The following is a 12,252-nucleotide window of genomic DNA, read 5'->3' as shown; positions in this document are numbered from 1 at the left end:
GCCGGATGAGGGTGCGTCGCACGAGGGTGTGGAGACTGCGGTTGTACGGCGTCGTGTTTCTCGCCGTACTCGCGTTGCTGCTGTCGTTGTCCGTGGCCGTCTACCGGCAGGCGTTCACGCCGGTCGTACGGATCACGCTGGAGGCCGACAGCCTCGGCAACCAGCTGGACCCACGGGCCGACGTCAAGCTGCGCGGCCTGCTGGTCGGCGAGGTGCGCGAGGTGCGGGCCGACGGGACGAAGGCGACGCTCGACATCGCGCTCAAGCCGGAGCACGTCCAGTACATCCCGTCCGACGTCCACGCGCGGCTGCTGCCCAAGACGCTGTTCGGCGAGAAGTACGTCGACCTGGTGCCGCCTGCGCACTCCAAGTCCTCGTCGGCTCGCCCGATCCGCGCCGGTGACGTCATCACCCAGGACCGCACCAGGGCCGGCATCGAGGTCCAGCAGCTGATGAACGACCTGCTGCCCCTGCTGCGAACCGTCCAGCCCGGCAAGCTCAACGCCACCCTCTCCGCGTTCGCCACCGCCCTCGAAGGCCGCGGCGACCGCATCGGCGACAACCTCACCCGCCTGGAGGCCTACCTGCGCCGCCTCAACCCCCATCTGCCCTCCCTCACCGAGGACATCGCCCGATTCGCCGAGGTCGCCCGGATCTACGGCGACGCGGCGCCCGACCTGATGGAGATCCTGCGCAACACCGTCACCACCAGCCGCACCATCGTCCAGCAGAAGGACCGGCTGGCAGCGGCGCTGAGGACCACGGCCACGGTCGCGGGAACCGCCGAGGACTTCCTCGACGCGAACGGCGACCGGCTCATCACCCTCGGCCGGGTCTCCCGCCCGACGCTGGACCTGTTCGCCCGTTACTCCCCCGAGTACCCCTGCCTGCTGGCCGGTCTGGTCCGGCAGGAGAAGGCCTCGGAGGAGGCGTTCCGGGGCGGCAAGATGCACATCACGCTGGAGGTCGTACGGCCGCAGGGGGCGTACGAACCGGGCGAAGAGCCGCGCTACGGCGAGCGGTCGGGGCCCAACTGCCGTGATCTGCCGCATCCGCCGGTACCGGCACCGGGCGCCCACCTCGACGACGGTTCGAAGTCCGGGGGTTCGTCTGCGGGCGGCCCGCTGGGCGTCTCCGCGACCCGGGCCGAGCAGCGGGCGGTCAGCTCGCTCGTGGCCCCGGTCCTGGGCGTGCCCGCCGACGAGGTGCCGCCGGTGGCGACGCTGCTGTTCGGACCGCTGGCGCGCGGGACGGCGGTGACCGTCGCATGAGAACCGCAGGCGCACGGCAGACCGCCGCTCCCCTCATCAAGTTCAGCCTCTTCGCGCTGGTGACCATCCTGGCGACGGCTCTGCTCGCCGCCACCATCGTGAACATCTCCTTCACCCCGGAGCATCGCTATCGCGCGGTGTTCAGCGACGTCACCGGCCTGGAGGAGGGCGACGACATCCGGGTGGCCGGGGTGCGGGTCGGCGAGGTCGAGGGCATCCGGATCAAGGACCGGACCCTGGCCGAGGTGACCTTCACGGTCAGTGAGGACCGGCCGCTGCTCACCGGCACGGGCGCGGTCATCCGGTACCGCAACCTGGTCGGACAGCGGTACGTCGCGCTCACCGAGGGCGCGGGCGACGGCACCCGGCCGCTGCGGCCCGGCGCGACGATCCCGCTGTCCCGCACGCAACCGGCGTTGGACCTCAACGCCCTGCTGAACGGCTTCAAGCCGCTGTTCGCCGCGCTCAGCCCGAAGGACGTCAACCAGCTCGCCACCGAGATCATTCGCACGCTCCAGGGCGAGGGCGGCACCGTACACAGCCTGCTCGTCCACACGGCGTCGCTCACCTCGACGCTGGCCGGCCGCGACAAGCTGATCGGCTCGGTGATCGACAACCTCAACACCGTGCTGGGGACGCTGGACAAGCGCGGTGCCCGTTTCTCCCAGCTGCTCCAGCAGCTGCGCCGGGTCATCTCGGGCCTGTCCGCCGACCGCAAGCCCATCGGGCAGTCCTTGGTGAGCATCGGCGATCTGACGGAGGCCACCTCAGGGCTGTTGCAGGACGCGCGGCCGCCGCTGAAGGACGACATCGCCGAGCTGACCGAGCTCACCGGAACGCTGAACGACAACGAGAAGACCGTGGAGGGCGTGCTGAAGCGGCTGCCGAACAAGCTGGGCGAGCTGACGGGGACGGCGTCCTACGGCTCGTGGTTCAACTTCTACCTGTGTGACTTCGACGGCCGGATCGTGCTGCCGAAGACGAAGTCCGGGTCCCAGCAGGTGCTCACACCCGATCTGCATGTGGCGAGGGCGAGGTGCGGGGCATGAGCCGCAAGCATCGCCCGGAGCCGCTGTTCAAGGTGCGCGTGGAGCCGCCCCGGATCAGGCTCCCCCGGATCAGACTCCCCCGCATCCGCCGCCCCCGCATCGGCCCCTTCCGCGAGCGCAGTCCCGTTCTCATCGGCGCCGTCGGCCTCACCGTCCTCGCACTGCTGACGGTGGCCGCGTTCAACGCCGACCGGCTCCCGCTGATCGGCGACGGCGAGACGTACAGCGCGGCCTTCGCGGAGGCGGGCGGCCTCAAGCCGGGCGACGAGGTGCGCATCGCCGGGGTCAAGGTCGGCAAGGTCGAGGAGGTCGACCTGGACGGCGACCACGTCAGGGTCACCTTCAAGATCAAGGGCGAGCCGGCCTTCGGCACCGAGACCGGCGCGTCCATCCGGGTCAAGACGATCCTGGGCGCCAAGTACATGGCCCTGCACCCCGAGGGAGGGGGCCGGCTGGCGCCCGGCAGCGAGATACCGCTCAGGCGAACGGTTCCCGCGTACGACGTCGTACAGGCCTTCAGCGACCTCACCACCACGACGGAGAAGGTCGACACCGACCGCGTGGCGAAGGCCCTGGACACGATCTCCGCCACCTTCGAGGACTCGCCGGAAGAGGTACGGGCGTCCATCAAGGGCCTGTCGCAGATCTCCCGGACGGTGGCCTCCCGCGACAAGGCGCTGCGCGAACTGCTCGACCACGCGAACGGCGTCACGGACGTCCTGGCCGACCGCTCAGGGGACTTCACCACGCTGGTCAAGGACGGCGACAAGCTGTTCAAGGAGATCAGCAAGCGGCGCGAGGCGATCCACAAACTGCTGAAGAGCTCCGCCGCCCTCGGCATCCAGCTCTCCGGCCTCGTCCAGGACAACGACAAGGAGATCGGGCCCGCGCTCAAGGGCCTGAACGGCGTGGTGCGGATGCTCGAACGGAACCAGTCCAGCCTGGACCGGAGCATCAAGCTCCTGGCCCCCTATGTCCGGCTCTTCACCAACACCCTCGGCAACGGCCGCTGGTTCGACTCCTACGTCCAGAACCTGGTCGCGGCTCCGGTGGTGCCGCGGACACGGACCGGAGGTGCGCAGTGAGCAACCGGTGGAAGAAGCGCGCGGCCCTGCTGACCGCGCTGACCCTGGTCGCTGCGCTCACCTACGTCCTGTGGCCGCGCCCCGAGCCGGTCCGTGTCACCGCGTACTTCCCGCGCACGGTCGGCATCTACCCCGGCTCGGACGTCCGTGTGCTCGGCGTCCGCATCGGCGAGGTCAAGAAGATCACGCCGGAGGGCGGCCGGGTGCGGGTCCAGCTGGAGTACGAGGCCGGCCGGAAGGTCCCCGCGGACGCACAGGCCGCGATCATCAACTCCTCGGTGGTCAGCGACCGTTACGTGCAGCTGCTGCCGGTGTACCGGAAGGGCCCGGTGATGCGGGACGGGGACGAGATCCCCGAGTCGCGTACGGCCGTCCCCGTCGAACTCGACCGCGTCTTCGACAGCCTGCACACCACGGCCGAGGCGCTCGGCCCCGAGGGCGCCGGCAAGGACGGATCCCTGTCCCGCCTGCTCGGAGTGAGCGCGGACAACCTCGACGGCCAGGGCAGGAATCTCCACCAGACGGTCGAGGACCTCTCGGAGGCGGTCACGACCCTGTCCGACGGCCGCACGGACCTGTTCGGCACCATCCGGAACCTCCAGGTCTTCACGGCGGCACTGGCGGCCGACGACAAGAGCGTGCGGTCGTTCAACAGCAGCCTCGCGAAGGTCGCCGAGCAGCTGGCGGGCGAGCGGGGGGACCTGGCGGCGGCGCTGAAGAACCTGGGCACGGCGCTCGGCGACGTGTCGGCCTTCGTGAAGAAGAACAAGAAGTCGCTGACCTCGAACGTGGAGGGTCTCAGCAAGGTGACCAAGGTCCTCGTCACCCAACGGGCCGCGCTGGAGGAGCTGTTGGAGGTGGCCCCGACCGGCATGTCGAACCTCAACAACGCCTACAACCCCTCGGCCGGCACCCTCGACACCCGCAACAACGCCGATCAGGCGCAGGATCCGGCGTCGATGCTGTGCTCGGTGCTCAGGACGACAGGCGACGAGGGCGGCAAGAACCCCGACTGCGAGGAGTTGCGAGAGCTGTTCGACTCCCTGCCTCAGGTGCCGCAGGGCCCGGCGGCCACGGGCACGGTCGACCGGACGCTCGGCGGAATCCTGGGGGCGAGCGCATGAGGATACTGCGCAAGGGCGGGGCGGCCGCGTGGGCGGCCGTCGGGGCCGTGCTCCTGTCCGGCTGCGAGTTCAACGGCTGGTACGACGTCCCGCTGCCGGGCGGTGCGGCAGCGGACGGCGACGCGTACCACGTCACCGTCGAGTTCCGTGACGTACTGGACCTGGTGCCGCAGTCGGCGGTGAAGGTCAACAACGTCACGGTCGGCACGGTCGAGAAGGTGGAGCTGGTCGGCTGGCACGCGCGCGTACGCCTCCGTGTCGCCGACTCGGTGAAGCTGCCCGGCAACGCGACCGCCGGCCTGCGCCAGACCAGCATGCTCGGCGAGAAGTACGTGGCGCTGTCCAAGCCGGTGGGCACGGCACCGGTCGGCCGCCTCGCCGACGGCGATGTGATCCCGCTGTCCCGCAGCGGCCGCAACCCGGAGATCGAGGAGGTGCTGTCCGCGCTGTCCGCCCTGCTCAACGGCGGCGGAGTGGCCCAGCTGAAGACGATCACCGTGGAGCTGAACAAGGCGCTGGAGGGACGCGAGAACCGGGTGAAGTCCCTGCTCAAGGAGCTCAACGTGTTCCTGGGCGGCCTGGACGAGCAGCGGCAGGACATCGTCCGGGCCCTGAAGGCCGTGGACCGGCTGGCCAAGCGGCTCGGCAAGGAGAAGGAGACCATCGCCGATGCGGTCGACACGATGCCACCGGCCCTGAAGGTCCTGGCCGACCAGCGGCGCGACCTGACGCGCATGCTCACCGCGTTGTCGAAGCTCGGGACGACGGGTACCAAGGTGGTCAACGCCTCGCACGACGACACGGTCGCCAACCTCAAGCGGCTGCGCCCGATCCTGCAACAGCTCAACAAGGCGGGAAGCGACCCGACCTGCCCAACTCCCTCGAGCTGCTGACGACTTACCCGTTCCCGCGCAACGCGGTGGATGCCATCAAGGGCGACTACGTCAACCTCCACATCACCGCGGACCTCGATCTGGCCGGGATCTACGGCAACCTGACGGACGAGCCGGGCGGCGGCCGGGGCGGCGACGGGCCGCCCCAGGGGCCCGGGCTTCCCGAGATCCCTGGCCTGCCGGACGTGCCGGATCTCCCGGATCTCCCGGATGTGCCCGATGTACCGGGCGTGCCGACGCCCACGGGGTTGCCGAGCCGTCCGAGCGTGCCGTCTCCTTCGGCCCCGTCCGGGGGCGGCGGCGACCCGCTGTGCCCGCCGGTGTGCACGGCCGCCCATGCGGCCGAGGGCGACTGGCCCGAGGGGATCGACCTCGAACTCGCCGAGCTGATGCTGAAGGGGGTCCAGCCGTGATCACCCGTACGGTCAAGGTCCAACTGCTGGCCTTCGCCACGATCACCGCGGTGGGGGTGTCGTACGTGGGCGCCGAGTACACGGGGTTGGTGGACGAAGTCCTGGACCGCGGTTACACCGTGCGCGCGGACTTCGCCGACTCCGGGGGCGTCTTCCCCGGCGCGGAGGTGACGTATCGCGGGGTTCCGGTGGGCAGGGTCGGAGCGCTGCACCTGACGGGCGGGGACGGGGTCTCGATCGCCCTCGACATCGAGGACGACGCGGCTCGCATCCCCGCGGACACGCTGGCCGTGGTGGCGAACCGCTCGGCGGTGGGCGAGCAGTACGTCGACCTGCAACCGCGCACGTCCCGCGGCCCCTACCTGCTGGACGGCAGCGGCATCCCGCGTCGGAACACCCGCGTACCGCTGCCGGCGACGGACCTGGTCCTGAGCCTGGACCGCCTGGTGAACTCGGTCGGCAAGGAGGACCTCCGGGTGACGGTCGACGAGTTGGGTGACGCCTTCGCGGGAACCGGCCCGAACCTGAGCCGTCTGGTGGACTCGGGAAACGAGCTGGTCGAGTCGGCGTCCGACGCGCTGCCGGAGACGATCGCGTTGATCGAGGACTCGAGAACAGTCTTGAAGACGCAGGCCGACCAGGGTTCGTCGATCAAGTCCTTCGCCCACGACCTGGCGGCCCTCACCGCCCAGTTGAAGGCGAGCGACGGTGACCTGCGCCGGCTGATCGGCAACGCGCGGCCGGCGGCGCAGGAGGTGAACTCGCTGCTGAAGTCGGCCGGGCCCGAGCTGTCGGTCCTGTTGGCGAACCTGATCAGCGGCGGCCAGGTGACGCTGGCCCGCCTGCCCGGCGTGGAACAGGCGCTGGTCACCTTCCCGGTGATGGTCGCGGGCAGCTACACGGTGGTCCCGGGCGACGGCACGACCCACTTCGGCCTGGTCGTGAACGCCGACGACCCGCCGGCCTGCACCCAGGGCTACGGCACGGCGCGCCGCGACCCCGCGGACACCAGCGCCCGCGAGGCGAACACGCAGGCCCGCTGCACGCTGCCGCGCGGGAGTGAGTCGTCGGTGAGGGGCGCGCAGAACGCGCCGGGTGCGTCGGCCGGGGTCGGCGGCGCCGACCGGGCCGCGTACGTGACCCCGTACGCCCCGGAGACCGGCACCACCACCGGCCCGGACGGAAGAAGCGTCGAGATCGGCTCGACGGGCGGCCAGCGGGCCGTGTTCGGAAAGGAGTCGTGGCAATGGCTGCTCGTTGGTCCGATGGCATGAGACCCGATGGCATGAGATCCGATGGCATGAGGCCCGATGGCATGAGAAGAGTTCTGTCGGTGGGGTTGGCAACGGCGACCGTCGTTACCACCGCGCTCACGATCTGGCTCAGCCTCGGCATCCTGGACCAGCGCGAGGCGGACCACCGCCGCCAGAACATCCTGGCCGCGGCCCGCCAGTCGGCGCTGAACTTCACCTCGCTCGACTACCGCCACTACGCCCGCGACAGCGCGAACGTCCTGTCGGGCGCGACCGGCGACTTCAAGAAGCAGTTCGCGGCGCAGACGAAGCAGCTGACGCAGTTGGTGGACCAGAACAAGTCGGTCTCGGAAGGCCAGGTCCTGGAGGCGGGCATCGTCCGCTCCGACGAGGACTCGGCCCGCGTCCTGGTGGTGGCGGACAGCAAGGTGACGAACACGGCGGTGCCTCAGGGAGAGGCGCGCACATACCGCCTCCAGCTGGACCTGGTCCACAAGGACGGACGCTGGCTGACGTCGGATGTCGAGTTCGTCGGCTGACGCACGCCACCGCCGGGCAACATCATTCAGGAGTACGACGATGCCGAAGACAACCACACGCCGCACGATGACGGCAGCGGCCCGCGCGGCGGCCAAGCGAGCCGAACGCAGCCACCGCGAACCGGACCCGGTGGCCACCGTCGCGGGACGCACCGTTCTCATCGAGGCCCCGAAGAACGGCTGGCAGGACCCACCGGAGCCGTCCCCGGAGGCCTTCGAGGACGATGACGCGCCGACGGCTCCAGGCACGGCCCGCCGCCGAAGGGTGCTCACGGCCCTGCTCGCCGTCCTGCTCGTGGCGGGCCTGGTCGCGGTGGCCGTACTGGGTTGGCACTCCTGGGAGGCCCGACGAACCGAGACGGCCCGCACCGAGGCGGTCGCGGCAGCACGCGAGGCGGCCCCAATCGTCCTGTCGTACGACTACCGCCACCTGGACCGGGACTTCACCCGCGCCCGGGCCCACCTGACCGGCGACTTCCGCGACGAGTACGGCAAGACCACGAAGACCGTGGTGGCGCCGACGGCGAGGAAGTACCGCGGCGTGGTGAAGGCAACGATCGCCGCCCCTGCCTCCGGCGGCTCCCCGGCGGCCTCCGTGGTCTCGGCGTCCCCGGACAAGGTCGTGGTCCTGCTGTTCATCAACCAGGTCACGCAGAGCACGCAGGTTTCGGGATCCAGGGTGGACCTGAACCGGGTGCGGGTGACGATGGCCGACACGGACGACGGCTGGAAGGTGAGCGCGGTGGACGCGCTCTGAGGTCCCCTATACGCGATACGTGATACGCGATACGCGATACGTACCGGATGGTCAGTACCGGATCTCGATCGCGCGTCCGCCCTCCGCATCCACCTCGGCCATCTCGGGCACCTCGGGCACCTCGGGAATCCGGCCCGCCACGCCCAGCGCGATCCGGTGTGCCGACCACGCCGCGACGGCGGCGTCGAGAACGTCGTCGGCGGGAACACGATCCGCCTCGCCGAGTTCGTCGGGCAGCGTGAGCCCGGCCGCGGACAGCAGGCAGCGGCGTTCGTTCTGGCCGCGCCAGGTCTTCTTGGTGTAGGCCAACGGCACGCCGCCGGCCAGCGCACGGAAGGACACCTCCGGGTGCACCTCATGGATCCGCGCATCGGCAAGCCAGCAGGCCCGGGCCTCAAGAAGCTTCGGAGCCAGCGCCCACGCCTGCCGGCTGAGCCGACGGCCGGTGAGCTCATGGCACCGATCGCCGGCCGCCACGTAGTCCCGCTCCCGCCAGGCCGACCGCGGAGCCACAAGGAAGACACTGCTGCGCCGCACTCGCAGGACCGCCCTCGCCCCGAGATCCGCGGCTCGCCAGCCCTTCTCGACCAGGCCGAGCGGCATGTCCACCGCGATCACCACCACCCCGGCGGCACGCTCGATCAACGCATCGAGCCGGAGGTCGACCAGGCTGCCCGCGTACGCGCCGTCCGCGAGCCTGATCCCTGCCCACCCCTGCTTGCCACAGGCATCGATCCCCAGGACGTCCATGCCGCTTCGCCTCTCGCGCAGGACCGGTGCGGAAGTTCATCGTAAGCAGGGGCGGGAGAGCCACTGTGAGGGCAGACGAGTCGGGCTGTACGCCGGGTTCTGTTCCCAGGGTTCCTCGCGGAGCCCTGGGCGACGGCCATCCATCTACGACCGGCGTTGCCGCCGGCCTCCTGCGGTCTACCCGCGGACTCGGGCGGGCAGCCCTCGAACGTCCGCGCAGAGACACCGGAATGTCTCCTCTTGACCTTGCTCCGGGTGGGGTTTACCTAGCTGCTCAGGTCACCCTGAGCACTGGTGGTCTCTTACACCACCGTTTCACCCTTACCGAGGACCGAGGTCCCCGGCGGTCTGCTTTCTGTGGCACTGTCCCGCGGGTCACCCCGGGTGGCCGTTAGCCACCACCCTGCCCTGTGGAGCCCGGACGTTCCTCGGGAAGCCCCCTAGGGGGACTCCACGCGGCCGTCCGCCCGGCTCGTCTGCCGTGTCGACCATGGTACCGGGCGGGCGGGCCCTTCGGTGCCGCGGCTGTGGCGAGCACCGAGCCGGTCAGGATCAGGGCGAAGGCCACGGCGATCGTCGGTGGCAGCCGCTCGTCCAGGAAGAGCGCGCCCGCCGCCACCACAACCGCCGGGTTGACGTATGTGATCACCGTCGCCCGCGTCGGGCCCGCCTCCTTGATCAGTTCCAGGAAGGCGACGAAGGCGATCACCTGTCCGTGAGATCGGGAACCGTTTCCTCGATCGTGGCACACGGCAGACGCCGCCGTCAGGCGGCGAGCCGTCCGCTTGACCCTGCCGCAACGTCAACGTCTCTACTGATCCCATGCCGATCGGAGAACTCGCCGCCACCGTCGGCGTCACCACGCGGACCGTGCGGCACTACCACCATCAGGGTCTGCTGCCCGAACCGGAGCGGCGGCCGAACGGCTATCGGGAGTACACGCTGCGACACGCGGTCGTGCTCGCGCGGATCCGGCGGCTGACCGAGCTGGGACTGGGGCTCGCGGAGGTGCGGGAGGCCGCTCCGTCGTACGGCCCCACGTCCTCGACGCCGGTTCCCTGCGCGTCCGGCGCGCCGCGTACGTCGATCTGCGCATACCGCTGGCGAGCATCGCGCACGTACGCCGCGAGCTGCGCACCACCCATGAGCGGGCCGACGGTGAGCTCGACCTCGCCGTCGGCGCGCAGACGACCGTGACGCTCGAACTCACCGAACCCGTCGCCCACTTCACCTTCCTGGGCCGCCGGCGGGACGTCCGCCTCGTGCGCCTCCACGCCGACGAGGCCGCCGACCTCGTAGAAGCGGTCAAGCGGGCTCGAACCGCGCCTTCGCCGACCCCCGCTGTCGTCCCTTCGGGCCTCGTCCTCGAACGCCGGACGGGCTGAAAGAACTCAGCCTCTCCGGCGTTTGGGAAGCGGGGTCTGGGGCGGAGCCCCAGAAGGATGCCTGGGATCACGCCGTACCCTCTGTGTCGGAGTTCGATCGAAGGAGTACGTGTGCTTGTCCTGCTGCCGCCTTCCGAGGGGAAGGCCTCGTCCGGTCGGGGTGCCTCGCTGAAGCTGGAGTCGCTGTCCCTGCCGGGACTGACCGAAGCCCGGCAGGCCGTGCTGGGTGAGCTGGTCGCGCTGTGCGGCGGCGACGAGGACAAGGCGCGGGACGTCCTCGGGCTGAGCGAGGGGCTGCGCGGGGAGGTCGCGAAGAACGTCGAACTGCTCACGGCGGGCGCGCGGCCGGCCGGGGAGATCTACACCGGGGTGCTGTACGACGCGCTGGACCTGGCGTCGCTGGACGCGGCGGCGAAGCGGCGGGCGGCCCGGTCGCTGCTGGTGTTCTCGGGACTGTGGGGCGCGGTGCGCGTCAACGACCGCATCCCGTCCTACCGTTGCTCGATGGGCGTGAAGCTGCCGGGCCTCGGGGCGCTCGGCGCACACTGGCGGGAGCCGATGGCTCGGGTGCTGCCCGAGGCTGCCGGGGACGGGCTGGTGCTGGATCTGCGGTCGTCGGCGTACGCGACGGCGTGGAAGCCGAAGGGCGAGGTGGCCGGGCGGACTGCGACGGTACGGGTGCTGCACGCGCCGACCCGGAAGGTCGTCAGCCACTTCAACAAGGCCACGAAGGGGCGGATCGTACGGAGCCTGCTGACGGCCGGGACGGCGCCCGAGGATCCGGCCGCGCTGGTGGAGGCGTTGCGGGACCTCGGGTACGAGGTGGAGGTGGAGGCACCGGCCAGGGCCGGGAAGGCGTGGACGCTGGACGTGCTGGTGACGGAGATCCACTAGCGGGACCGGGGATCCGGGGGAGGCATACATTGCAGCATGCGCAACGACCTTTGCGCACAGTGCTCACCGTCGGCAGGATGAGCCCATGGCTTCTCCCCTGCCCGCCTCCGTGCTGGATCTCGCGCCCGTGGTGCCCGTCGTCGTCATCGAGGACGTCTCCGACGCCGTACCGCTCGCGCGGGCACTCGTCGCCGGCGGGCTCCGCGCGATCGAGGTGACGCTGCGGACGCCCGCCGCGCCGGCCGCGATCCGGGAGATCGCCGCCGCGGTGCCGGACGCGGTGGTCGGGGCCGGCACGGTCATCACGCCGGACCAGGTGAACGCCTCCGTAGCCGCCGGGGCTCGCTTTCTGGTGAGCCCGGGCTGGACGGACGTACTGCTGGCGGCGATGCGGGCGTCCGGGGTGCCGTTCCTGCCCGGGGTGTCCACCACGTCGGAGGTCGTGGCGCTGCTTGAGCGCGGCGTGCGGGAGATGAAGTTCTTCCCGGCCGAGGCGGCGGGCGGTACGGCGTATCTGAAGTCGCTGGCCGGACCCTTGCCGCAGGCCCGGTTCTGCCCGACGGGCGGGATCGGCCCGGCGACGGCGCCCGACTATCTCGCACTTCCCAACGTCGGCTGCGTGGGCGGGAGTTGGATGCTCCCGGCGGACGCCGTGGCGGCGCGGGACTGGGACCGGGTGACGGCGCTGGCCCGCGAGGCCGCCGGGCTGGGGCCTGTCTGACGACGGGACGTCGCGGACACGACCTAGGTGTATTGACCCGCAGGGTTGTTCACGCGGGTGATGGGTGGGTGGCCGCCGAGTGCGGTGTGGCAGCGGTGGTGGTTGTAGGTGTGCAGGA

10 protein-coding genes, 1 other RNA gene and 4 pseudogenes are annotated in these 12,252 nt (G+C 70.6%); 12 read left to right on the top strand and 3 right to left on the bottom strand.

The window, feature by feature from the left end; all coding sequences use genetic code 11:
- The first annotated feature begins 5 nt into the window (after positions 1-5).
- The 8 genes and pseudogenes from KUM44_RS26170 (at position 6) to KUM44_RS26135 (ending at position 8,384) form a co-directional block, all read left to right on the top strand.
- Positions 6-1,271, top strand: a complete 1,266-nt coding sequence (locus KUM44_RS26170) for an MCE family protein (protein WP_217211633.1) — start codon at positions 6-8, stop codon at positions 1,269-1,271.
- Positions 1,268-2,320 (top strand): MCE family protein, encoded by a 1,053-nt coding sequence (locus tag KUM44_RS26165; protein WP_217211632.1) that lies wholly within the window; start codon positions 1,268-1,270, stop codon positions 2,318-2,320. The genes KUM44_RS26170 and KUM44_RS26165 overlap by 4 nt, the downstream gene beginning before the upstream one ends.
- Positions 2,317-3,405, top strand: coding sequence for an MCE family protein (locus KUM44_RS26160; protein ID WP_254390131.1), 1,089 nt, complete (start codon positions 2,317-2,319; stop codon positions 3,403-3,405). The genes KUM44_RS26165 and KUM44_RS26160 overlap by 4 nt, the downstream gene beginning before the upstream one ends.
- Positions 3,402-4,529, top strand: a complete 1,128-nt coding sequence (locus tag KUM44_RS26155) for an MCE family protein (protein WP_217211630.1) — start codon at positions 3,402-3,404, stop codon at positions 4,527-4,529. The genes KUM44_RS26160 and KUM44_RS26155 overlap by 4 nt, the downstream gene beginning before the upstream one ends.
- Positions 4,526-5,835, top strand: a pseudogene (locus KUM44_RS26150) (MCE family protein). The gene KUM44_RS26155 and the pseudogene KUM44_RS26150 overlap by 4 nt, the downstream one beginning before the upstream one ends.
- Positions 5,832-7,109 (top strand): MCE family protein, encoded by a 1,278-nt coding sequence (locus KUM44_RS26145; protein ID WP_217211629.1) that lies wholly within the window; start codon positions 5,832-5,834, stop codon positions 7,107-7,109. The pseudogene KUM44_RS26150 and the gene KUM44_RS26145 overlap by 4 nt, the downstream one beginning before the upstream one ends.
- Before the next feature lie 11 nt (positions 7,110-7,120).
- Entirely contained in the window at positions 7,121-7,627 is a 507-nt protein-coding gene (locus KUM44_RS26140) for a DotI/IcmL family type IV secretion protein (RefSeq protein WP_217211628.1), read from the top strand.
- 40 nt (positions 7,628-7,667) lie between these two features.
- Positions 7,668-8,384, top strand: a complete 717-nt coding sequence (locus tag KUM44_RS26135; RefSeq protein WP_217211627.1) for a hypothetical protein — start codon at positions 7,668-7,670, stop codon at positions 8,382-8,384.
- A gap of 51 nt (positions 8,385-8,435) precedes the next feature.
- Here the strand turns inward: KUM44_RS26135 and KUM44_RS26130 are convergent, their stop codons facing one another.
- The 3 genes and pseudogenes from KUM44_RS26130 to KUM44_RS47270 form a co-directional block, all read right to left on the bottom strand.
- A complete protein-coding gene (locus tag KUM44_RS26130; protein ID WP_217211626.1) occupies positions 8,436-9,134 on the bottom strand; it encodes a DUF429 domain-containing protein in 699 nt (232 codons plus the stop codon).
- A gap of 72 nt (positions 9,135-9,206) precedes the next feature.
- An RNA gene (gene rnpB / locus KUM44_RS26125) (RNase P RNA component class A) lies at positions 9,207-9,609 on the bottom strand.
- Positions 9,610-9,723: 114 nt separating this feature from the next.
- Positions 9,724-9,783: pseudogene (locus KUM44_RS47270) on the bottom strand (hypothetical protein); the annotation flags it as partial.
- Positions 9,784-9,956: 173 nt separating this feature from the next.
- Between KUM44_RS47270 and KUM44_RS26115 the strand changes: the two are divergent.
- The 4 genes and pseudogenes from KUM44_RS26115 to eda all read left to right on the top strand — a co-directional run.
- Positions 9,957-10,151: pseudogene (locus tag KUM44_RS26115) on the top strand (MerR family transcriptional regulator); the annotation flags it as partial.
- Positions 10,142-10,519 (top strand): annotated as a pseudogene (locus KUM44_RS26110) (hypothetical protein); the annotation flags it as partial. The pseudogenes KUM44_RS26115 and KUM44_RS26110, both read left to right, overlap by 10 nt.
- 111 nt (positions 10,520-10,630) lie before the next feature.
- Entirely contained in the window at positions 10,631-11,413 is a 783-nt protein-coding gene (gene yaaA, locus KUM44_RS26105; RefSeq protein WP_217211625.1) for a peroxide stress protein YaaA, read from the top strand.
- An 85-nt stretch (positions 11,414-11,498) separates the two neighbouring features.
- Positions 11,499-12,134: a bifunctional 4-hydroxy-2-oxoglutarate aldolase/2-dehydro-3-deoxy-phosphogluconate aldolase gene (gene eda, locus KUM44_RS26100; protein ID WP_217211623.1), complete on the top strand. Its 636-nt coding sequence runs from the start codon at positions 11,499-11,501 to the stop codon at positions 12,132-12,134.
- Positions 12,135-12,252 lie beyond the last annotated feature (118 nt).

The sequence above is a fragment of the Streptomyces sp. AC550_RSS872 genome, from assembly GCF_019049285.1.
In the GTDB taxonomy this organism is placed as follows: Bacteria; Actinomycetota; Actinomycetes; order Streptomycetales; family Streptomycetaceae; genus Streptomyces.
Note: the sequence above shows the minus strand (reverse complement) of the source record. Positions and strands in the feature narration are given on the sequence as shown.